At 65.9% G+C, this 24,298-nt stretch carries 13 protein-coding genes; 6 read left to right on the top strand and 7 right to left on the bottom strand.

All coding sequences use genetic code 11. The features are described from left to right. Positions 1-56 precede the first annotated feature (56 nt). From A5766_RS16930 to A5766_RS16910, 5 genes are all read left to right on the top strand, one after another. On the top strand, positions 57-3,422 hold the full coding sequence (locus A5766_RS16930; protein ID WP_082965556.1) for an arabinosyltransferase domain-containing protein: 3,366 nt from the start codon (positions 57-59) through the stop codon (positions 3,420-3,422). Beyond that, complete coding sequence (locus tag A5766_RS16925) at positions 3,412-6,780, top strand: arabinosyltransferase domain-containing protein (protein WP_082965554.1); 3,369 nt, start codon at positions 3,412-3,414, stop codon at positions 6,778-6,780. The genes A5766_RS16930 and A5766_RS16925 overlap by 11 nt, the downstream gene beginning before the upstream one ends. Before the next feature lie 194 nt (positions 6,781-6,974). Next, the gene (locus A5766_RS16920; RefSeq protein WP_005208208.1) at positions 6,975-7,847 is read left to right on the top strand and encodes a VIT1/CCC1 transporter family protein; all 873 of its coding nucleotides are present in this window, start codon (positions 6,975-6,977) and stop codon (positions 7,845-7,847) included. 314 nt (positions 7,848-8,161) lie between these two features. Continuing rightward, complete coding sequence (locus tag A5766_RS16915) at positions 8,162-8,662, top strand: hypothetical protein (protein WP_005208209.1); 501 nt, start codon at positions 8,162-8,164, stop codon at positions 8,660-8,662. 62 nt (positions 8,663-8,724) lie between these two features. Further along, positions 8,725-9,948, top strand: a complete 1,224-nt coding sequence (locus A5766_RS16910; protein ID WP_082965553.1) for an EAL domain-containing protein — start codon at positions 8,725-8,727, stop codon at positions 9,946-9,948. 25 nt (positions 9,949-9,973) lie between these two features. Here A5766_RS16910 and A5766_RS16905 read toward each other — a convergent pair whose 3' ends face one another. After that, positions 9,974-11,524 carry an acyl-CoA carboxylase subunit beta gene (locus A5766_RS16905; protein WP_005208211.1) on the bottom strand — a complete coding sequence of 517 codons (1,551 nt, stop codon included), beginning with the start codon at positions 11,522-11,524 and terminating at the stop codon, positions 9,974-9,976. 84 nt (positions 11,525-11,608) lie between these two features. Then, entirely contained in the window at positions 11,609-17,005 is a 5,397-nt protein-coding gene (gene pks13 / locus A5766_RS16900) for a polyketide synthase Pks13 (protein WP_064905626.1), read from the bottom strand. Positions 17,006-17,162: 157 nt separating this feature from the next. On the opposite strand from pks13, the gene A5766_RS24475 reads away from it, so the two are divergent. Further along, on the top strand, positions 17,163-17,312 hold the full coding sequence (locus A5766_RS24475) for a hypothetical protein (RefSeq protein WP_156527500.1): 150 nt from the start codon (positions 17,163-17,165) through the stop codon (positions 17,310-17,312). Between the two features lie 24 nt (positions 17,313-17,336). Here A5766_RS24475 and fadD32 read toward each other — a convergent pair whose 3' ends face one another. From fadD32 to A5766_RS16875, 5 genes are all read right to left on the bottom strand, one after another. Then, complete coding sequence (gene fadD32, locus A5766_RS16895) at positions 17,337-19,256, bottom strand: long-chain-fatty-acid--AMP ligase FadD32 (RefSeq protein WP_005208220.1); 1,920 nt, start codon at positions 19,254-19,256, stop codon at positions 17,337-17,339. 272 nt (positions 19,257-19,528) lie between these two features. After that, complete coding sequence (locus A5766_RS16890) at positions 19,529-20,515, bottom strand: LLM class F420-dependent oxidoreductase (RefSeq protein ID WP_005208221.1); 987 nt, start codon at positions 20,513-20,515, stop codon at positions 19,529-19,531. A gap of 220 nt (positions 20,516-20,735) precedes the next feature. After that, positions 20,736-21,749 (bottom strand): cutinase family protein, encoded by a 1,014-nt coding sequence (locus tag A5766_RS16885; RefSeq protein ID WP_064905624.1) that lies wholly within the window; start codon positions 21,747-21,749, stop codon positions 20,736-20,738. A 2-nt stretch (positions 21,750-21,751) separates the two neighbouring features. Further along, entirely contained in the window at positions 21,752-22,300 is a 549-nt protein-coding gene (locus tag A5766_RS16880) for a DUF732 domain-containing protein (protein ID WP_156527503.1), read from the bottom strand. A gap of 201 nt (positions 22,301-22,501) precedes the next feature. After that, positions 22,502-23,848, bottom strand: a complete 1,347-nt coding sequence (locus A5766_RS16875; protein ID WP_064905648.1) for an alpha/beta hydrolase-fold protein — start codon at positions 23,846-23,848, stop codon at positions 22,502-22,504. Positions 23,849-24,298 lie beyond the last annotated feature (450 nt).

Here is a 24,298-nt window from a genome sequence, read left to right as displayed (position 1 = left end):
CCCCTGATCGCGGCACCGGGCGGGCGGTGGGACGTGATCGCCTAACATCAGTGACCGTGCCTGCGACAGCCCCGCCAGCCGAGTCCGATGCTTCGCCACCGGCAGAGAAGTCGACGATCGGCTCGCGTCGCACCGTCGGGCTGGTCGCCACGGTCTCCGGCCTACTGGGCGCTGTGCTGTGTCTGCTGATCGGGTTCCTGCCCGTACACAGCACCGACGCATCGTTCTCCTGGCCGCAGGGTCAACAACTCGCGTCGACGACGTCGTCGGTCACCGCGCCGCTGATCGCGCAGACCTCGCAATCGCTGGACGTCCGCATCCCGTGCCGCGTGCTCGCCGACGCACCCGCGGGCAAGTCGACGCTCATCATGTCGACGATGGCAGTCTCCGCGCAGGACTCCAAGGCCTCTGCCCTCTACGTGACCGCGGGCGACACCGTGACCGCGACCTTCCGCAACTCCGTCGCGGCGTCGGCGCCGAGAGCCGATCTGGGGCGCTGTAGCGAACTGCACGTCTGGTCGTCGCCGGACGGTCCCGGCGCACAGTTCGTCGGCCTCGGTGCCGCCACAACCCTCGAGCCCGACAAGCGCCCTCAGATCGACGGCGTGTTCAGCGACCTGACGCCCGACCAGGCACGGGCGGCCGCTGATGCGGGGATGCGGGTCGACATCCGCATCGACAATCGCTACGAGAGTTCGCCGACGACGCTCAAGCTCGTTCTGATGGTGCTGGCGGTGCTCGCGGTGATCGTCTCGCTCGTCGCACTCTTCCTGCTCGACCGGATGAGCGACGACGTCCGGCACCGACCTCGACGCCGCACCGGATGGCTGCGCCTCCTGCGTCCCCGCGCCACCGACCTGACGGTCACCGCGGTGCTGGTGATCTGGTTGTTCCTCGGCGCGGGCAGCCCCGACGACGGGTACATCCTGAATATGGGGCGCACGGCGTCGTCGTTCGGTTATCTCGCCAACTACTACCGCTGGTACGGCATCCCCGAGGCTCCATTCGACTGGTACTACTCGTTCCTGGCGCACTGGTCGTCGATCTCGCCGTCGATCCTGTGGATGCACATCCCCGCACTGATCGCGGGACTCGCCTCGTGGTTTGTGCTGAGTCGAATCCTGTTGCCACGCCTGGGTTCTGCTGTTCGACGAAGCGGCTGGGCGCAATGGTCGGCAGCACTGGTCTTCACCGCTTTCTGGCTGCCGTTCTGCTCCGGTCTGCGTCCCGAGGGAATCATCGTGCTGGGCTCGCTGCTCACGTGGTGGGCGGCAGAACACGCACTCGCGACCCGCAAACTGTTTCCCGGAGCCATCGCGGCGGGCCTCGCGGCATTCACGCTTGCCCTTGCGCCACAGGGCATCATCGGCGTCGCGATCCTGATTGCCTCGTCCCGCGCACTGCTGCACGTACTGCTCGTGCGCAGGCGCTCCGACGGGCTGCTCCCCCTACTCGCACCCACCATCGCCGCCGGACTTCTCGTGTTGGTCGTCGTGTTCCGCGACCAGACGATCGCCACGGTGGTCGAGGCGATCCGCGTCCGCTACGTCGTCGGACCCGTCATCGGTTGGTATCAGGAGTATCTGCGCTACTACTTCATCTCCGTCGTCACCGACGACGGAGCGCTCACCCGCCGTGTCCCCGTACTGCTGCTGTTGGCGGGACTGGTCGTCACAGTCGCAGTGATGTTGCGGCGCGGGCGAATTGCCGGTGTCCACGCCGGTCCCACGTGGCGACTGATCGGCGCCATCGGCGTCACCCTTGTGCTGTTCGCCTTCATCCCGACGAAGTGGACGATCCAGTTCGGCGTCTTCGCGGGACTCGCCGCCGCGATCGCAGCGATCGCGACTCTGGCTGTCGCGCAATCTGCCGCACGCTCGGCACGGAATCTGACGGTCTTCGTCTCGGGACTGTTCTTCGCCCTCGCCGCCGCGATGGCCGGCTACAACGCCTGGCCATTCGCCTACGAATACGGCATCTCGTGGTTCGACCGCGCCCCGATCATCGCGGGCAGACCGGTGTCGACGCTGTTCCTGATCCTGGCCGTGATCGCCGCCGGAATCGCGGTGTGGCAGCACCTTCGACTCGATTATGTTGAGAACAAGGGACTTTCGCATACGACCGACGGACCCGGCGAGTCGCGGGCCGATCGTCGACGACTCTTCCTCGCCTCGTCGCCCATCGCTCTGATCGCCGGCCTCATGGTGATCGCGGAGTTGCTGGTGTTCGCCAAAGCGGTCGCATCGCGCTATCCCGCGACCACGGTGTTCGCCGAGAACGTGAACACGCTGCGCGGCAACAACTGTGGCATGGCCGACGACGTGCTCGTCGAATCCGATCCCAACACCGGAATGCTTCGACCCGCCGACGGACGGACTGCGACACAGGCACTCTCGGGAGCCACAAGCGGACCGGATGCTGCCGTCGGATTCTCCCCCAACGGCATCCCCGACGATCTCTCGCCGGAGCCGGGCAGTCAGCGCCCCGGCCAGATGAACGTGGCGGCAAGCCCCGCACGACCGTTCTCGATCACGGGCGGATTGGGCGCAGGCACCACGGGTGGCCGCGGACCCGAAACCGTCAACGGGTCGACAGTCGCACTCCCCTACGGACTCGATCCCGCGACGACGCCGGTCCTCGGTAGCTACGGCTACGCGGGCGAGGCCCGACTCACCACCGACTGGTACGACCTGCCCGCCGATCGTGCCGCGACCCCGCTGCTCGTCGTCTCGGCCGCGGGTGCGATTTCGACGGTGGATACCTTCGGGGTCACGAACTTCGGGCAGAAACTCGTTGTCCAGTTCGGCACCAGGGGACCCGACGGGTCGTTCACCCAGATCGGACCCGACATCCTCCCGATCGATCCCGGGCCGGTCATCTCCAACCGGCCGTGGCGCAACCTGCGCGTACCCATGAGTGCTGCGCCACCGAGAACGTCGGCGATGCGAATGTCGCTGTTGGACAACAACCTCGGGCAGTACCAGTTCATCGGGATCACACCGCCGCGAGCACCACGCCTACAGACCCTTCAGCAGGTCGTCGGGTCCCAGACCCCCACGCTGATCGACTTCATGGTCGCCGCGCACTTCCCGTGCCAGCAACCGATGCGGGTGACCAACGGGGTGGCGGAGATCCCACGCTGGCGCATCCTGCCCGACTACCCCTTCGCCAACTCGCAATCGAAGACCTGGCAGGCGGGAGTCGACGGCGGACTTCTCGGCATCTCGGAGACCACGACGGCCGCACAGGCCGTCCCGACGTATCTCAAGGACGATTGGACGCGGGAATGGGGTGCGCTGGAACGACTTTCACCGCTCACCCCGGACGCACCGTCAGCACAGCTACAGACGTCACAGATCACCCGCTGGGGTTGGTCACACGATGGTTCGATCAGGGTGGAGCCGCAGTCCGATGACAACTGATCCGACACCACAGACTCCGACCGAGACCCCGGACCGCGACGAATCCACCACGCGGACGCCGCGCAATTACCGCCGGGCACAGATCATCGCGGCCGTGGCAGGAATGCTCGGTGTCCTTCTCGCAGTTGCCACTCCGCTGCTGCCGGTCACCCAGTCGACGGCGGCCCTGTCGTGGCCGCAGGGCGAGGGCGTCGGCAACGTCGCCGCACCACTCGTCTCGTTCGTTCCCGTCGACATGGATCTGCGGGTTCCGTGCTCACTGGCCCGTGACCTGCCCGCGTCGGGCGGCGTCCTGATGTCGACGACGCCCGCGGGCGGACAGGACGCCAGTGCGCGCGGACTATTCGTCCGCGCCGACGCGTCGACGCTCACCGTGACCGATCGCGACGTCGTGATCCTCTCGACCGAACGCGCAGCCGCGCAGGATAATTCGTCGTGCACCGTGTTGTTCCACGCCGACGAGCACGGGGTGAACGCGAAGATCGACGGGACGTCGGCTGGTGCGGGAAGCCTGTTGACGTACTCGACTCCCGACCACGAGATGCGCCCGCAGATCGTCGGGGTCTACACCGATCTTCCCGCCTCGGCATCGCGCGACGGCCTGTCGATGCACGCCACGATCGACACCAGATACGTGAGTTCACCGACGCCACTGAAACTGGCCGCGATCATCATCGGCATCATCATGACGCTGCTGTCGCTTGTCGCGCTCGGCGTGCTCGACTCGCGAGATGGCAGGGGCCACAGGCGATTCCTACCCGCAGGCTGGTTCACCATCCGCGGCCCCGATCTCGCGGTGCTCGCCATACTCGCGTTCTGGTGGTTGGCGGGGGCCAACACCTCCGACGACGGCTACAACTTCATCGTCGGACGCATCACCGGCGATGCGGGCTACGCCGACAACTACTTCCGCTATTTCGGTGTGCCACAGGACCCGTTCGGCTGGCACTTCCAGGTGATCGCCGCGATGACGCACGTCAGTCTCGCCACGCCGTGGATGCGCCTGCCCGCCTTCCTGCTCGGACTTCTCGGATGGTGGCTGATCTCCCGCGAGGTGATCCCGCGCCTGGGCCGAGCGGTGCGCACCAGCACTCCGGCTGTGTGGTCGGCAGCATTCGTCTATCTCGCACTCTGGTTGCCCTACAACAACGGTCTGCGGCCCGAACCTGCGGAAGCGGTCGGCGCACTCCTCACGTGGTGCTGCGTCGAACGTGCCATCGCCACACGCAGATTGCTGCCGTATGCGGTCGCCGTCGCCGTTGCGGCGTTCACCCTTGCGCTGGCTCCCGGTGGTCTCATGGCCGTGGCCGCGCTGCTCGCGGGTGTCCGTCCCATCGTGCGCACCATCGTGTCGCGACGTCGGCGCGACGGACTGCTCCCGATGCTCGCGCCGATCTTCGCGGCCGGAACCCTTGTGCTGTACGAGATCTTCGCCGACCAGCCACTGGCCCCGCTGATCGCGGGCAACAAGGTGGCCACAGATGTCGGCCCGACACTTGAGTGGTGGCAGGAGCCGATTCGCTACTACTACCTCATCCTGCCCACCGCCGACGGTACGCTCGCGCGTCGCTACGGCGTGCTGATCATGATCCTGTGCCTTGTCGTCGTGCTCCTGCGACTGCTGCGCAAACAGCATCCCAACGGCGTTGCGCGAGCACCGATCTGGCGACTGATCGCGGTCACGCTCGGCACGATGTTCTTCATCGCGTTCACTCCGACCAAGTGGACTCATCACTTCGGCGTCTACGCCGGAATCGCAGGCGGACTCGCGGCCGCCGCGGGCGCGATGATGGCGCCGACCATTCTGCGATCGCGCCGCAACCGTGCGTTCTTCGCGGCGGCGGTTCTCGCGGTCACCGGAATCTCGTTCGCGGGCACCAACGGTTGGTGGTTCGTCGGCAGCTACGGCATCCCGTGGTGGGACAGACAGCCGTCGGTCGGCGGCGTGAGCCTGTGGTGGATCTTCCTGATCGCCGCGGTGCTCACTGCGGCGGCGGGTCTGTGGTTCCACCTGCGCGACGACTACACCGACGAACAGACGCGAACCGGACACTCCGAGCACTGGTACAGCAGGCTGAAGTTCTCTCCGCTGCCGGTCATTTCGGTCTGCATGGTGCTGTTCATGGTGGCATCGTTCGCGAAAGCCGCCTACGTGCAACGGGATTCATGGTCGTGGCTGAACTCCAACGCACGCGCCCTCACCGGCAACGAGTGCGGCCTTGCCAACGACGTCCTCGTCGAGGCCGACGTCAACGCAGGCATGCTCGCTCCTGCCGCCGTCGACGGCCGACCCGCGCCGAGCATCTCCGACGCCCTCGCAGGCGCGGGGCAGGGCTCTCCGGCTGCCGGGTTCACCCCGAACGGTGTGGCGAACAAGCTGTCGGTCGACGCCACGGAGGACACGGACTCATCGGGGTCGTCGGGCGCGGTGAGTTCTGCGCCGACGAACTCTTCACCGACGGGCGCGGGTTCCGACGATCGCGACCAGACAACCGACGCCTCGCAGGGCGGCACGGAGGGTGGGCAGGGCGCGCGCGGCGTCAACGGTTCCACCGTGCGGCTGCCCTTCGGACTCAATCCGGCGAGCACTCCGGTACTCGGCTCCTACGGCGCGCCGTCGGGAACGGGATCGGTGACAACCGGCTGGTACCAGGTGCCGCAACGAAGCGCCGACAAGCCGCTGCTCACGGTCGCCGTCGCGGGCTCGGTCGACGCCGTCGACGGCGATGGACTGCGCACCGACGGTCAGGACGTGACCGTCGAGTTCGGACGCGTCGGGGCCGGCGGCACGGTGCAGCGCCTGGGAACGATGTCGCCACTCGACGTCGGAACGGCTCCGACGTGGCGCAACCTCCGATTCCCACTCGCCGACGCACCGGCACAGGCGACACTCGCGCGGATCGTCGTGCGTGACACGTCCGGGGCACCGTCGGAATGGGTTGCGGTCACCCCACCGCGGGTTCCGGTCCTGCGGACGCTCAACGACGTCGTCGGAACGACCGATCCCGTCTTCATCGACTGGGTGTCGGGACTCGTCTTCCCGTGCCAGCAGCCGATGAAGGTGCGCAACGGAGTGATGCAGGTGCCGCGCTGGCGCATCATGCCCGACGCCGAGGCCACCCAGAAGAACAGCCAGACCTGGATGTCGGGGACCGCTGGCGGGCCGCTCGGTATCACCGAGGCCACGCTCATCCCCACCCTGATCCCCACGTACCTGCGCAACAACTGGGGCCGCGACTGGGGCGGACTGCAACGCTTCACCGAGGTCGACCCCGCACCCCCGGCACAGCTCGAACTCGGCACCGCGCGCCGATCCGGACTCTGGGACCCCGGCCCCATTCGGTCGAGCGGGTACTGACCGCACGCTCGGCCGCGGCGTCGGCGGGGCGCGGGCCGGCGCGGCGTCGCAAATACACGTGTTTCTGACAGATGCGCGCAAAGCTTCGCGTGCAGGTGTCAGAAACACGTGTATTTGCGGCTCGGGTCGGGCCGTTCAGCGTGGTGAGGGCATGTTCACCTTGCTTGCGCTCACGCTGTGAGCGCGCATCATTGGTGCTCATGAGCATCGACGATTCTTCGCACGCAGAGCAACCAGCACACCCGGGGAACGCGGAGCAGCCGGAGAACGCAACGCACGCAACGCACGCGGAACCCGCAACGCACGCGACGCACGCGGAACCCGCAGCGCGGTCAGCAGGCGCCGCGCGGCCGGAGCACGACCACGCCCACGGTGACGAGCCACACGCGGGGTCGCTCGCGAATCGGCTGAACTGGTTGCGGGCGGGCGTGCTCGGGGCAAACGACGGCATCGTCTCGACGGCGGGCATCGTCGTCGGCGTTGCCGCTGCGACCACCGACCGAGCTCCGATCTTCACCGCGGGCATCGCGGGGCTGGCAGCGGGAGCGGTGTCGATGGCGCTGGGCGAATACGTCTCGGTCAGCACCCAGCGCGACACCGAACGCGCACTGCTCGACAAAGAGGCGCGCGAACTGGCCGAACAACCCGAAGCCGAGTTCGAGGAGTTGGTCGGGCTTTACGAGGCCAAGGGACTCACACATTCGACGGCGTGCCAGGTCGCGCGTGAGTTGACCGAGCACGACGCATTCGCCGCACACGTCGAGGCCGAACTGGGACTCGACCCACACGAGCTCACCAACCCCTGGCAGGCAGCAATCTCGTCGGCCGTGTCGTTCACGAGCGGCGCAGCGCTACCGTTGATCGCGATTCTCGCGCCGCCCGCATCGATTCGGATTCCGGTGACGTTCGTCGTTGTCCTGATCGCGCTGGCGATTACCGGAGCCCTCGGGGCGATACTCGGCGGCTCGAAACCCTGGCGACCGATGATTCGCGTCGTGATTGGTGGCGCAATAGCAATGGCCGTGACTTACGGAATCGGCCACCTCGTTGGCCATACCGTTACTTGACGGTCACCCGCAACTACCCGCACAACGCTTGTCGATGCTCTGAATATGGGCGCGTACCAGCAAGTTCAGCCTTACCTTGCCTCGAAACCTCCCAGCCGAGACACGCGCGCAATCCCATTCCGAAATGGTCACATTTCCACTAACAGCGATTGTTTTGCAACCCGTAACAAATCCTGTGGCCTACCGTTGAGTACGGAAAGAAAACGCGAGAAACTGCAACAGAAAAGGCTTGTTTCGTCCAGCGAACCGAATTCTGCCAACCGCTTCCGTAGTGGACCACCGCATTGCGTCCACGCTGTCTGATTGGGGCGACGATGAGCATCCTGGATAACACGGCACACGACATTCCCCCGCGCGAGCACGACGACTTCGAGATCAACGAGCTGGAAACCGGGAGCTTCGAGAACCGAGATTTCGCAAGCACCAAACCTGATCCCACTCTGGATCCGTTCGTGCGCACCGACGAGCGAGCAGACACCGGCGATTTCCCCGCACTCCAACCTGATATCGACGGCCCCAACACCGACCGCCTGGACACCGACCGCCCCAACACCGACGCCCCGCGCACCTTCACCTCCGATGAAGACCCCCAAGCCGGTCGCGCGTCCACCCTGGGGACCGTGCCGGCCCCGGACAATCACGAGGAACACAGCACCCTCCTCATCGCTGCGCTACTCTCCATCGGCTGTCTGTGGATCGGCATCACGGTCGACAGCCTCTTCGATTCCCTCGCACTCACCGCTACCAGCGTCGCAGTGTTTGCTACTCTCACGCTCGGAGTGCTCGTCGCATCAGCACTTCACGACAGCGAATAGCGCGGTCCGACCGCGCCGTAAACGTCGGGGTGACATTGGCGCTCCGTCAGAGAGCGTGAGGGATGAGCCAGGGTCTGACCAGTACCAGGGGCGGGGACGCGGCGTCGATCTTCCACGGTATGGAGTTGAGGCCCCAGTTCAGCCCTGTCTTCGAACTGTCAGGCGGCAACCTCGTCGGCGCGAGTCTCGAGCTCAGCGGCCCCAAGGGCACCAATTTCGACTCACCTCGCGCTCTTCGTCGAACCGCAACGCTCATGGAGCAGCGCACGGCTCTCGATTCCCGGAAATTCGCATTTGCCGACGCCGCTCCGGCCCGGCGCGTCTCGGCGGCTATTCCACTCTTCCTCGCGGTCGACATCGACCTCTACGATCCGCAGCGCACATACTCGGCCGGCGAGACCTTGGCGTTGCTGATCGAACCGCGCAGCGTGCTGCGGCGTCCGCAGTCGCGGCTCGCTCAGGTCGCACAGGCCCGGCGAGATGGACGACTGATCGCGATCGAGGGCATCACCGCGGATCGTCGAACGGCAACGTTGCTCACGCTCATCGAACCCGACGTCGTGTTGTTGCACCCCGACATCCTCGCGCCGGTTCCGACACCCGAGACCGCCCACCTGGCACACACGCTCGCCGCACACATCGAGCGCACGGGCGCGATCGTCATCGCGACGGGAGTCGACACCGAGGCGGATCGGCGGATCGCAGAGACCCTCGGCGCCCGATACGGGCTGGGCGCGCTGCACCCGCCCGTCTCTGATGCCGACGACAGGGTGCTCGGCGCGATTTCTCAACTCCCGCCCCTGCCCGCCCGCACGACGCCTCCCACCGACGAGAAAACCCCGTACGCCATCGCATCGAAGTCGGGTGCGCCGCGTCCGGCCGACCAGCGACTGCTACTCGAGATGAGTAAAGACCTCGAACGGACCGCGACAGAGGCAAGCGTCGCGGTCGTCCTCGGCACCTTCCAGGATCGACACCACTTCGCATCGTCGACGTCGCAACGCTGGCGCGCGATGTCGGAGAAGGTGGGGCTCGTCGGCGTGTACGGCGAGGGAATCCGGCCCATGAGTGAGGGCAACATCCATTACGCGCCGCTGAGTTCCGACGACGCACTCGTCAACGAATGGAACGTCGCCGTGCTCGGAATGCACTTCGCCGCACTGCTTTCCGCGCGTGAGATACACGGACCACGCCCCAGCGGCCATCGCGAGTTCATGTTTGTGCAGAGCTACGATCGGACGATCGTGACCCAGGCGATTCGAGTGATCTTGTCCCGCTTCACCTGACGCACTACTTCTTGAGCGTGCGAACTCAGATCGGCATCAGCAGATGCTTACGCGGCGTGCGCATCGTCTGCTTGTCGCGCAACTGCGCCAACGCTTTACGGAGCTGCAGTCGTGTCTGGGCAGGCTCGATGACGGCATCGATGTAGCCGCGCTCCGCAGCGAGGTAGGGCGTGGCCATCATCGTGTTGTAGAAGTCGATGAAGTCGCGTCGCACCTTGTCGGCGTCGTGCGCCGACATCCCCTCGGTCTGCCGACGAGTCAGGACCGCTGCCGCCGACTCCGCGCCCATCACAGCGATTTTCGCCGTCGGCCACGCGAAGTTGAGGTCGGCGCCGAGCTGCTTGGAACCCATCACCGCGTACGCTCCGCCGTACGCTTTGCGCAGCACGACGGTGACCTTCGGGACATCCGCTTCGACGTAGGCGAACAGGAACTTGCCGGAGCGTCGAATGGTGCCCTTCTGCTCTTCCACGAGTCCCGGCAGGATTCCCGGGGTGTCGACGAGGAACACGAGCGGAATGCGGAAAGCGTTGCAGATACGCACAAACCGCGTCGCCTTCTCCGACGAGTCGGTGTCGAGCGTTCCGGCCATCACGCTCGGCTGGTTGGCGACGACGCCGACGCTGTGACCGTCGACGCGCGCATAACCGGTGAGGATGTTGGGTGCGAACAACTCACCGACCTCGTGGAACGCGCCGTCGTCGAACAGTTTCACGATGATGTCGCGCATGTCGTACGCGGCGTTGTCGCTGTCGGGCATGAAATCGTTGAGAGCCAAGTCGGATTCGGTGATCTCCGGCTCGAGCCCCGGATTGACGACCGGCGGCTCTTCGAAGCTGGTCGACGGCATGTACTGCAGGTACTCACGCACCCACTCGAATGCCTGCTTCTCGTCCGGCGCGATGTGGTGGATGTTGCCCCACCGCGCCTGGTTGTGCGCGCTACCGAGGTCTTCTGCCGAAATCTCTTCGCCGGTGGTCTGTTTGATGACGTCGGGACCGGTGACGAACATGTATGACTTGTCCTCGACCGCGACGAGGATGTCGGTGTTCGCAGGCGTGTACACCGCGCCGCCCGCACACTTTCCGAGGATCACCGAGACCTGCGGCGAGAGACCGGAGAGCAGATCGTTTCGACGACCCATCTCGGCGTACCAGGCGAGCGAGGTCACGGCGTCCTGGATGCGTGCACCGGCCGAATCGTTGATGCCGACCATCGGGCAACCGATCTTGCCTGCCCACTCCATGAGCGCAGACACCTTGCGGCCGAACATCTCTCCGACGGTGCCGCCGAAAACGGTCTGGTCGTGGCTGAAGGCCGCGACGGGACGGCCGTGCACCAGTCCGTGACCGGTCACGACGCCGTCGCCGTAACCCGTGTGTGCTGCTCCGGGCATCTTGGCGAGCGCACCGATCTCGACGAAGGTCCCCGGATCGAACAGCATGTCGAGACGCTCACGCGGAGAACAGATCCCCTTGCGCTCGCGCTTCTCGATCGCCTTCTCGCCACCGGGTTCGCGTGCCTGCTCCAACCGGACGCGGAGATCGGCGAGTTTGGCTGCGGTGGTGTCGGTCACGTGATCTTCTTCCTCGATGTCGGTACTAGCGGATGTCGGTGCCAGCGCACCGATTTCGCTTCTCGCTTGGCCTCGATGGCCGTCCTAGTTGGTGGCCTTCGCCTCCACGGCTGCAAGACGCTTCGTCAGATCGGCGCCGATCTTGGCGATGTAGGGCTCGTCGACGATCGACAGGTGATCGCCGCCGATGTGGATGATCTCCAGGTCGTCGACGACCTCGCCCCATCGGCCATCCTCGTCGATCTCCGCCCACTGCGGCTCGAGTTCGATTGCGCCGTCGTGCATCTTGTCGGCGCGGTAGAGGATCACCTTGCTGCTGTAGGGCTGCGGCGCGATGTTGGTCAGCGCGCGGTTGTCGACGAAGGACGTGCGCTGGTGCTCGATGATGCCGCCGGGGATCTTGGTGCCCGACATCGAGACCATCTCCATGATGATCGCGAACTGGCCCTCGTCGTCGGCGTCGACGAGTCGGTCCATCGGGATCGGGACGTCGGGGTCGAGGTCGTAGTTGCGAATCGCGAAGTCTTTCCAGCGTTCGAGTCGTGCCCGCTTGTTCTCCGGGGTGTCGGGAACGTCGTGGCGCGGTCGGACCACGTCGATCAGTCCGACGAACGCGACGTCCTCGCCCTCGTCGCGCAGGACCTTGGCGCAGCCGTACGCGAGTGCGCCGCCGAGCGACCACCCGATCAGTACGTACGGGCCGTGCGGTTGGACCTCACGCAATCGCGGCAGATACTGCGCGACGCGCTCCTCGATGGTGCCCTCGACTCGGTCGAAACCGATGACCGGCTGATCTTCGGGGAGCCGCTTGAGGAGCGCCTCGTACGCCGAGGTGTTGCCACCCGCGGGGTGGAACAGCAAGGCGGGCACCGGATCTCCCGCGCTCGGGTCGTACGACTTCTTGCCTTCCGGCACCAGCCGCAGGTAGCGGATGAAGCCATCGGTGTCGGCCGCGGCGTCGAGGAACTTGCGGACATAGTCCGACATCTCCTCGATCGTCTCCGAATCGAGGATGTCCTCGACGTCGATGTCGCCACCGGTGCGCTCGTTGAGCTTGTCGGTGAGCTTCTGCGCGACGTCCTCTTCGAGCACGGGCAGCTTGTTGAAGATGCCACCCGCCGACTTGCCAGTGATGACCGCATACACGCCGAACGTCAAGCGCTCTGCGGCATCTCGCGGCGGAACATCGGAGCCCGCAGCCTCTGCGACGGCCTGCTGGCTCGTCAGATCCGGCGCTGCCGCAGGGGTCGTAGCCCGCTGGTCGGCCTCATCCCGCTGATCGAGCCTCGACTGCTGATCGAGCTTGTCGAGATCATCCCGCTGATCGGCCTTTTCCTGCTGATCGAGCGCCCCCTGCTGATCGAGCTTGTCGAGATCACCCCGCTGATCGGCCTTTTCCTGCTGATCGACCCCCGACCGCTGATCGAGCTTGTCGAGATCATCCTTCGCGAGCTGCTCGTCGATGTAGGAGTTGAGCGCAGCGGTGTCGAGTTCGCCTTCGCCTGCGGCCTTGCCTGCGAGGTCGTCGAGTTGGTCGCGGTGAGTCACCGCGAACGCAACGAACTTCTCGACGTCGGACAGATTCGCCTGACGCATCGCCTGCAGTTGCAGTTGCGGAATGTCGAATTCGTACTCGACGCGGTTCTTGATGCGCACCGCCATGAGTGAGTCGAGTCCCAGTTCGATCAGCGGAATCTCGCGCGGTAGATCCTCGGGATCGTAGCCCATCGACTCACCGACGATGATCGCGAGTCGATCACCAACGGACTCACCGGATTCCGGGTCCCACTTGTTACCGATTTCGTCGACGACCTCGTCGTCGACCGTCAGCGAGGTATCGGTGTAGCCGACCTTCGCCGGGTCGATGGCGCCCTCGGCTGTGCCAGCGGTGGACGTCGCAGCGCCGTCGGCCGGTTCCGCGATGCCACCGGCAGCATCTGACGTGCCCGTGACGACCGCTTCGAACAGGAGGTGGAAGTTCTTGTCCCGCTTGGTGTGCACCGTCACCGACGCACCGCCGGGGTGCGGACTCAGCGTGGTGGTCAACGTGCCCGTCTTCGGTAACTCACCGTGCGTAGCCGCGGCGCCGACGCGGGCGTCGTCGAATACCTCTGCGGCCGCGGCACGAACCAATTCGCGCGGATCGGTCACCGCAGCGGCGTTGACCTCCCAGGCGTGGCGGCCATCCGGAAGCGCGACGTGCGAACCGGGAATCCGCCCTGCCGTACCACCACTGGAGATCTGCGCAGTGAGCCAGAACGGCTTGCGGTCGAACCGGGTTCGCGGGATGTCGGCGTAATCGCCTGTGCCGAAAAGTGATCCGACGTCGACGGGATGTCCGTGGACGTAGAGCTTCATCAGGGCGTTGACGACGCCGAAGCTCTCGTCCTCCTTGCGACGCAGCGTCTCGATCAGCTCGGCGTCGTGCAGACCAGCCGAGAACGTCACTGCCGCAACGGAAATCAGCACCGCAGGGTTCGGCGAGAGCTCGAGGAAGGTCCGATGGCCATTCTCGACCGACTTAGAGATCGCCTGGCTGAACCACACGCTGTGGCGCAGCCCCTTGAGGAAGTAGTCGATGGTGTGCACGGGCTCGTGTCCCGCACGGTAGAAGGCCTCGCGATCGACCGAGCTGTAGAAGCCGGTCTCGAGACGCTTCGGCTCGATTCCGGTGAGTTCGTAGGACAATTCGCCCAGCAGCGGATCCATCTGCGACGTGTGGCTCGCGCCCTTGGTCTGCAGTTTGCGACCCAGCTTGCCCTCGGCCTCGGCTCGCGCGACGATCGCGTCGACCTGGGGCTCGGGACCACCGATGACGGTGTGCGTGGGTGCCGCGTAGACGCAGATCTCGAGGTCGGGGAAGTCGACGAGGACGTCATTGATGTCGTCTGCGCTGTATTCGACGAGTGCCATCAGGCGGATGTCGTCGCCGGTGAGCGTCGCCTCGCCCTCGCCCATGAGTCGCGAGCGCTGGCAGATGACGCGCGTGGCGTCTTCGAGTGAGAGTCCCCCGCTGATGTACGCGGCCGAGGCCTCGCCCATCGAATGCGGTACCAGCACACCGGGTTCGGCGCCGTGGTGACGCAGGAGGTCGGCAAGCGCGACCTGGATCGTGTAGATACCGACCTGCGCGGTCTCGATGCCGTAGGTCTGCTCGTCGTCGACGAACATCTCGGCGATGGAGTATCCGAGTTCGTTCTGCACGTACTCGTCGACGCGGTCGACGTACTTCTTGAAGACCGGGTTCTCGAGGTAGAGCTGCTTGGCCATCTTGCGATGCTGCGACCCGAAGCCCGAGAGCAGCCAGACCGCCGTTGCGGCGTCGGGCGAATCAGCCGAGTACACAAGCGGATTCGCTTTACCCTCCGCGACGGCGCGCACACCCTTGACCGCGTCTTCGTGGGTGCGTGCCATGACGACCGACCGCGAGCGGCCGTGGTTACGGTGCGCGAGCGCGCGTCCGATGTCGGCGAGGGGCGTCGCCGCACCCTCGTCGGATTCGAGCCACTCGAGCAGGTCCGCGGCAGCCTTACGACGCCGCGACGGCAGGAATCCCGAAAGCACCAGCGGCACAACCGATCCCTCGACCGCGCACGGGGCGAAGCCGTCGGCGGGATCGACCTCGACGACCTCGGCGGGCGCGTCGTCCTTCTTCGCCTGCGCGGCCAGGACGGCCCGCTCGGCGTCGGTGAGGAAGTCCTCGTCGTCGTCGGTTTCGACAGGCTCAACCAGCGAGGACGACTCAACCAGCGGGGACGATCCGCTGGTCGAGCTTGTCGAGACCACGCCCGACAGGTCGCTCGGCAGCACCTCGCGGACGACGACGTGCGCGTTGGTGCCGCCGAAGCCGAAGCCCGACACACCCGCGACGGCGTGACCCGAGTAGCGCGGCCAATCCGTCGGCTCCTCGACAACCTTCAGGTGGCCGGCGTCGAACTGGATGTAGGGGTTGGGGCCGGAGTAGTTGAGCGACGCAGGCAGCTTGTTGTGCTGCATCGCGAGAACCACCTTGGCGAGCGCGCCTGCGCCCGCGGCGGACTCCATGTGCCCGAAGTTCGTCTTGGCAGAACCGAGGAGCGCCGGAGCATCGGCCTGTCGACCGCGCCCGACGACGCGCCCGAGGGCGTCGGCTTCGATGGGATCGCCGAGCACCGTGCCGGTTCCGTGCGCTTCGATGTAGTCGACGCCGCGCGGATCGACAGCGGCGTCGGTGTACGCCGAGCGCAGCACCTCGACCTGGGCCTCGGGATTCGGAGCAGGCAGACCGTTGGAGCGTCCGTCGGAGTTGACCGCCGAACCCGCGACCACCGCGAGCACGGTGTCGCCGTCGCGTCGGGCGTCGGCAATGCGCTTGAGGACGAAGAGTCCGCCGCCCTCGGCGCGGATCATGCCGTCGGCGTCGGCCGAGAACGCCTTGATGTGGCCGTCCTTGGCCTGCGCGCCGATGCTGTCGAAGCCGAGTGTCGCGGCGGGCGTGATGATCATGTTGACGCCACCGGCGAGCGCGACGTCGGATTCACCCGAACGCAGGCTGCGCACGGCCTGATGCACGGCGACCAGCGACGACGAACACGCCGTGTCCATCGCGACCGACGGACCGTGGAAGTCGAAGAAGTAGGAGACGCGGTTGGCGACGATCGACGTCGACGTTCCGGTGAGCGCGTACGCGGCGGTGTCGTGAGCGCCGTCGTCGAGGCCCATGGCCGCGAGGAGTTGGTAGTCGTTGGTCGACGTGCCGATGAAGACGCCGACCGGCGCGCCCTTGAGGTCGCTGGCCGGGATGTGGGCGTCTTCGAGTGCCTCCCATGCCAGTTCGAGTGCGAGTCGCTGTTGCGGGTCGACCATCTCGACCTCGCGCGGACTCATCTGGAAGAAGTCGGCGTCGAAGCTCTTGACGTCGTCGAGGTAGCCACCCTTGACGTTGGACTCATCGATGACCTTCGCGAGGCGCGGATCGGATTTGAACTCGGCCCAGCGGTCGTCGGGAAGGTCGGAGATGCCGTCGCGGCCGGAGATCAGGGCTTCCCAGGTGGAGTCGGGGGTCTGCCCGGCCTTGGGGAAGCGTGTCGAGAGGCCGACGATCGCGATGTCGTCGTCGGCGTTGCGCTCGCGGATCCAGAAGGTCTCGGCGTCGAGGTCGAGGCCCTCGTCGGGGTCGCCCTCGATGATGCGCTTGGCGAGCATCGCGATGGTGGGGTGGTTGTAGGCGACCGTCGCGGTCAGTACGACGCCGGTCTTGTCCTCGATGTCGGCGGCGAGCGCCACCGCATCGCGGGACGACAGGCCGAACTCCTCCATCGGGCGGTCGTCGGAGATCTGCTCCGCGGAGATTCCGGTCGACGTCGCGACCCACTCCCGCAGCCAGTCGCGCAGTTCCGAGACCGTCAGTCCGCCGGCGGTCTCGCCGTCGGTGCTCTCGCTGTTGGGGGTCTCGGGGTCGGCCGCAGGCTCGATGTTCGGCTCGTTGTTCAGTTCAGACATCGGTCACCAGACTACTTGGCGGCGCAGCCAGGGCTGCGCGGGTTGTGGGCAGAAGTGGTCTCGACAAGCTCGACCAGCGGTGGGCACTCGACCGGCGGGTGGTCTCGACAAGCTCGACCAGCGGTGGGCGAGGTGGTCTCGACAAGCTCGACCAGCGGTGGACGCTCGACCAGCGGTGGACGCCGCAGGCGAGGAGCGGAGCGACGAAGCCGAGGACCGGCGCAGGGCGCCTGCGCGCGCCGCGATGCAGGAGGAGGCGGCATCGGAGCGAAGCGACGACGCCGCCGACGACGAAGAGCGGCGCTGAAAGCGCAGGCGCCGTGCGCCCAAATCACACCGAGTCTGGGAACGCATCCTGCTTGTATCCGCCGCGGAGTCGGCCGTCGACATATGCGGTCTTGGTGGCGCGGCGGGCGATCTTGCCGCTGCTGGTGCGCGGGATCGAACCCGCGGGCACGAGCAGTACGTCGCGGGCCATGACGCCGTGGCGCTGGGCCACTGCGGCGCGGACGGTGTCGGCGATCTCCTGCGGATCGGTCTTCTTGCCCGGTCCGCGCTCGGCCACGATCACCAACTGCTCCGACGCGTCGTCGGCGTCGAATTTCAGTCCGCTGGCGGCGTTCTCGAAGACGACGCTCGGCAGCTGATTGGCGGGGACGGCGAAGGCGGCCACGAAGCCTGGGCGCAGCGCGGTGCTGGCTTCCTGTGCGCTGAACTCGAGGTCCTGCGGGTAGTGGTTACGGCCGTCGACGATCACGAGGTCCTTGACGCGGCCGGTGATGTAGAGCTCGCCGTCGAGCCAGACGCCGTAGTCGCCGGTGCGCATCCACTGGGCGTCTGCGGGTGCGCCGTCGGTGTGGCTGCCCTGTTCGAGCGGTGTGTCGATGGTGTTGTGGAACGTTGCGTCGCTCTCCTCGGCCTTGTTCCAGTAGCCGGCGCCGATGTTGAGTCCGTGCAGCCAAATCTCGCCGACCTCGCCGTCGGCTTTCTCGACGGCCTTTCCGGTTTCGTCGTATTCGGCGGCGTCGACGATGGTGGCCCACTGGCTCAACGCGACCTGTCCACACGACACCTGTGCAACGGCGTTGGGTGCATGCTGGTCGACGACCTTCATGTGTCCGGCGTTGAGTTCGTCGCGGTCGACGTAGACGACCTTGGCCTCGTTGTTGCGCTGTGTCGCAGAGACGAACAGCGTGGCCTCGGCCATGCCGTAGCAGGGCTTGATCGCGGTCTTGGGCAGTCCGTACGGACCGAATGCGTCGTTGAACTTCTTCATCGAGCTGACGGTGACGGGCTCGGAGCCGTTGATCAGTCCGATCACGTTCGACAGGTCGAGGTGCTCGCCGTCCTTGGGCAGACCGCGTGCTGCGGCGTGCTCGTAGGCGAAGTTCGGGGCTGCCGCGTATGTCTCGGCGCCGTCGCTGGCCGCTGCGAGTTCTTTGATCCAACGTCCCGGCCTGCGGACGAATGCCTGCGGGCTCATGATCGTGATGTAGCGGCCGCCGAGTGCGGGGAGGATCACCGTGAGCAGGCCCATGTCGTGGAACATCGGCAGCCACGTGACGCCGCGCGCGTTGCGGTCGATCTCGATGCAGTCGTAGATCTGCAGGCAGTTGGCCGCGACGGCCTCGTAGGTGATCTCGACGCCTGCGGGCACGCGGGTGGAGCCGGAGGTGTACTGGAGGTATGCGACGGTGTCGCGGTTGTGGTCCTTGCCCGCGACCGGGGCCACCCAGCTCGATCCGACCGAGTCGGGGACGGCGTCGACGGCGATCACGCGGGGACGTTCCTTCGCGGGGACTCCCGCGAAGAAGTCGCGCACGGCCTCGGCCGACTTGGTGGAGGTGAGGATTGCCGTCGGCTTGCAGTCGGCGAGCACTGCGGTCAGACGGTCGGTGTGGCCGGGCTCGTCGGGGCTGAAGAGCGGCACGGCGATGTTGCTCGCGTAGAGCGCGGAGAAGAAGCCGATCACGTACTCCAGCGATTGCGGAGCAAGAATCGCGACACGGTCACCGGGCTTGGTGACCTGCTGCAGCCGGGCGGCGACCGCGCGCAGCCGCTTGCCGAACTGCGCCCAGGTCAGGTCTTGCGCCTCCCCGTCGCGTTCGCGGCTGTAGTCGATGAAGCGGTACGCCAGCGTGTCAGCCTGATCGCGCACGTTCCGCTCGACGTAGTCGACCAGCGTCGCGTCCTCGTTGAAATGCAGGTTGCCGCTCTCATCGAGGAACTGCTCAAATTCTGTGTTCAGCATCCATTACTCCTGTGGCCCCCTCGCGGGACGCCACGTCCGTGCGCCTCGTCGGCGCGGTGTCGTGGCACTCCCCGCAGGTACCACGTCTTTCGGGCGTCGTGTCCGCATAGATAACGCGTGACACGGTAGCGCACACTCGGCTACTCACCCGAATTCTTGGTGTGTGGTGGATTGCACCTTCATGACGCCGAAATTCCGACATATCCCGGGTTATTCGCAGGTGAATTCACTTCAGCCCATTTCGACGAAGCCGAAATGGGCCGTCGACAATCCTACTCCCCCTTCAATTGTGCAAGTACAGGTGCAAACGCGTCCATCTGAGTGGGGAAGACGCCCACGTACGACATCGTCGTGCGTCGACGCACCTCGCGGATCTGGTCGGCGATCTCCTCGAACGAGCCGATCGCGATATAGGGCGACGTCAGCACATCGTCGACGGTGAACTCGGTGTCGTGAGCGATGTTCGGCGGGTAACCCTGCGCCAGCGCCTTGAGTGCCATTTCGGCGGTGGCCTCGCGGTCGTCGGTGATGACGATGACGGCGATTGTCCAGTTGAGCTCGATGTCGGCGAAGCGGTCGCCCGCGACCTCGCGGATGCGGTCGACGCGTGCCGCCGTCTTCTCGATCGTCATGTCCGACAGCTTCATCTTGCCGTCGGGGGTCGTGCCCGGTGCGACGGAGATGATGTCGGCGTGCTTGGCCGCAAGCGCGAGCATCTTCGGTCCGCCACCGCCGACCGCGATCGGCGGTCGGGGTCCCTGCCGCGGGCGTGGACTGCCCTCGAGGCCGCGGATCTGATAGAACTCGCCGTCGAAATCGACGGTCTCGCCGCGCATCAGCTTGTCCAGGATGGTCAGCGATTCGTCGAGCTTCCTGATACGCACGCCGGGCGTCTCGAACTCGATGCCCGCCTTGTCGAACTCTTCCTTCATCCACCCTGCGCCGATGCCGAGCTCGAGTCGCCCCTTGCTCAGCACGTCGATCGTGTTGGCCTCCTTGGCCAGGATCGCGGGATGACGGAACCCGTTGGCGAGCACTGAAGTACCGAGACGGATGGTGCTCGTCGCCTGGCTGAGCGCTCCGAGGGCTGCGAGCGGGCCGACCTGGTTGCCCAGGTGGTCGGGTACCGCGAACGTGTCGTAGCCGTACTCTTCCGCGGTCTGCGCCAGCTTCACGAACTTGCGGGCGCCGCCCTCGTCCTTGTTGCCCTCGCCGCCGGCTCCGAACCGAAACTTGCGCAGTTCACCGGGGTCACTCATCGTCGCCTGTTTCTCCTCACGCATCACTGCGGTTACCGGTTGGTCTGGTGGGCGGGTGTGCCCGACCGCCCAACGGTAATGCAGGTCGACGGCCCTACCCAAACACGGCCCGACGGGACATATGACCTAGTGGGGCGCGGGCAGGACAGGTGAACGCGACGATCCGACGCCGCGTACCGGTCCGTGTTGTCGTCGGATCGGACGCGACGTCGGATCTGCGTCAGTTGTGCGCGGGATGCGGGGCGTCGGCGATGACCTTGTTCGACCAGCCGTACATCCACTGAGTGGCGCTGATGCCGTCGAGCTGCCAGTAGCGTTTGGTCGCGTACATGGCGTGAACGGGATTGTTGATGGCGCCCGCGAGTTGACCGACGGCGCCGACCGGATTGGCGACGGTTGGCGAATCGCAGATGAGATCGCCTGGCGCACAGATTGATTGGACTCGGTCACGCAGATCACCGAAGCCACCGCTACGCGGTCCCGTCATCGTGATCCCCGGCACGAGCTTGCCCATTCCGCTGAGCGCGACCTCCGCACCGACACCGTCGGGGTCGGGACCGATGTCGTTCTGCTGGCCCTTCTCGCGTCGACCGTCGGCGATGAGTCCGACGCCGAGCACCAGATCTTGATCCGACGCATCGATCGGGCCGCGCCCGTTGCCGATATTGCTCGCGAGGTCGCCGCCGATGACCGCGCCCTGCGAGAATCCCATGATCACGTAGCGCGTCAGCGGACACTTCTTGTTGGTGTCACGCAGCTTTGCCGCAGCACGGTTGTAGCCCTGCTGCCGTGACACGTTGTAGTCGGCCTGACGGTCGTTGAGATTGGTCGGGTTACGGAACTGCGCGATGTAGGGAACGGTGTAGACCTCGGTGCGCGAGGTCGGGTAGTACTCGTTCTGCAACGCCGTGGACACCCGGCGCATCAGCGACGCCTTGTTGGCCGTCGGATTCATCGGGTCGTCGTCTGCCGACGATTCCCAGGTGCCCGGGATGACAAGCGTCAGCACGTCCGGGCAGTCCGCGGATTGCGCTTCCGGACGCCCCGGCGACGGCGGAGCGCTGGTCGACGGCCCCTGGCCGCCGGGAATGCTCGGCGGTCCGGGCTTGAGCAGAGTGATCACCAAGATCACGATCAACACGACCGCGATGATGACGAGAAGGGCTAGGAACAGGGCGATTCGACCCAGTCGACGACCCTTACGTCGACCGGTTGCACCTCGCTTGGCCGCCACCCCTAGCAGTAGTTGTCACGTGCGGCTTTGATGACCTTGTCCGCCTTCGAATTCGCGTCGGCAGCGTTCTTCGAACTCGGACCGATCATCGCGGTGACGAAAGCCTTCACGGTCGTCGGATCGGCTCCCTTGGCCTGCTGCGAACAGACGTATTCCGCACTGTTGAGCGCGACGGAGTTGTCGGAGTCGCCCGCGAAGCTGACGTTTTCGTCCTTGAGCACCTGCAGGTACTTCTTGCCCTTGTCGCTCACGGGCTCACCGCCGGGGCCGGGGAAGTTCTCGGGCACCTTGGTGCCACTGTTCGGTGCCGTCGCGGGCAGCGTCGTCGAACCCGACACCTTGGTGCCGCCCGGCGCGGCGGCTTCCGACGACGCGCGCTCCGATTCCGACGACTTCGCGGCCGACGACGACGGAGACGAGTACATCGACGTCGTCGTGACGGGGTCACTCGTGATCGGGGCACTTGCTGTCGAATCGTCCGAGCATGCGGTCAGACCGCCCGCCAGGGCCAGTCCGGCCACCATCACACCCAACCCGAAGAACTTCCTCATCATCACTTCCTCATCACAACCCGACCGGCGTTGTCGGCACCGTGCCAGGCTACTCCGACCGCAAGCCGCCGCCGACCATCAAATCGGCGTCACCTGCGAAAATGCTGTGATTCCTCAGCGAGATCTCAGCGCACCCACACCCGGCGCCGAGCCTGCGCCGATCATCCGAACACACTCGGCACCGGGTGAGACGACTTGCGGTCATTTGCCGATGACCGTCCCGCCATTGGCGGTCCAGGAAATCTTGCCGCGCTCGAACGTGTTGAAACGTCCCTTGCCATCCCTGGTGGGCAGTTCGTCGCTGGTCGGCAGACCCAGTTTGCCGCCGGGACCACCGATCGAGGCGTACGCCCCACCGATCGCGCCCGCGACCTCCTTGGGCCCCTTGGGACCTGTGATCACGCGACCCTTGTAGAAGTCCTGCGCGCGTCCACCCGGTACCGCGTACTCGGGGGTGAGGCAGCCGCCCAGCTTGGTGGCGTCGGCGACCTTCTTGAACGCCGCCGACGGACGGCACGCGACCTTGTCGCCACCGAGTCCGAGCGCCGCCGCGGCCTGAGGCCACGCCTGTGCCATCTCGAACTCCCAGTAGGCCCAGGTGTGGGTTCCGGACGGTCGGTAGACGGCCTGCCCCGGAATGCCCAGCTCGTTCAGCTTGATCGCGAACTGCTGCGACGTGACGCGGCTGAGCAGTTCCAGACCGACGCCCGAGTAGTTCGTTGCCAGCAGCGGGATGTCCGACGGCTTGTCATGCGGTCCGACGAGTCCGTTGCCCGACGAGACGTAAAGGCTTGTGCCACGCAGCTTGTCGGCGATCAGGAAGGGGTCGTGCTCCTTCCAGGCCGGGTCGCTCGGCGGCCCGAACATGTTCATCGAGTTGTAGCCACCGCCGTCGCGCTGCGCGAACTGGATTGCCTGCGGCATACCCGTCGACGTCAACTGCAGAATGCCCGAGAACGACGCCACGAACTTGTAGAAGCCCGGGTTGCGCGCCGCGAGCATCATCGCGCCGGTGCCGCCCATGGAGAGTCCCTCGATGCCGCGGACATCCGTCGAACGCCAATCGCCTTCGATGATCGGCGGCAACTCGTGGATGAGGAACGTCTCCCACTTGTAGGTCTTGCCGCGGTCCGGCTGCTTCCAGTCGGTGTAGAAGCTCGACTCGCCACCGATCGGCAGCACGACGTTGACGTTCTTGTCCTTGTAGAAGTCGACGATGTTGGTGTTCAGCACCCACCCGCTCTGGTCGTCCTGCGCACGCAGGCCGTCGAGCATGGTCAGTTGTGGGAACTTGGCGTTCGGGCGCGCCCACCAGTCGCGCGCCAGCAGGATCTGCACCTGGATGTCGGTGTTCATCGCAGGCGAGTGCACCCACAGTGCGACGCGCCGGTCGGTGTACCAGAACACCTTCGTGACGCGTGCGGGCTGAGCAGGTGCCGCTGCAGGCTGCGCGGGCGCTGCCTGCTCGGCAGGCGCCGCCGGTTGAGCCGGGGCCGGAGGTGCGGCAGGCGGATCGGCAGGCGCGGATGCCTGGCCCGCCATCGTCATCCCGACGGCCACGGCGATCGTCGCCGACACCGTCGCCGCGACACGCGTGATCCGACGTCCCTGTCGCCATCCGTGCTCGTTCGTCACCCGATCCCCCTTCGCGCGATCAGCGCGTACCGCTCGACGCATTCGATTCCCACTCCTTCGCACCGGTGGGGCGGAACTCCGCTGTGCACGCGGTCTGCGCGCACCTCAGAAATCACATTCATCCCACTAGCCACATTTTGCCTCAGGTGTTTCTTACCCTGTCCGGACGATGAATCCGTGCGCGACGCGCTGAGGCGTGTGAGATTTCTGTGACTTGTGATGCGTATGGGGCAACCCGACGTTGCGTTTCGAGGTCGGTCACCAAACAAAGCGACCCCGACCGGAAGGGCGGGTTCACATGATCGTCGCAACACTCTCAGGTGAGAGGTTGCGGCGATCATGTCGTTTCAGGAGGACTGTGTT

Origin of the sequence: Gordonia sp. 852002-51296_SCH5728562-b (assembly GCF_001665475.1) — a bacterium.
GTDB lineage: Bacteria > Actinomycetota > Actinomycetes > Mycobacteriales > Mycobacteriaceae > Gordonia > Gordonia sputi.
This window is presented reverse-complemented; position numbering and strand designations above follow the sequence as displayed.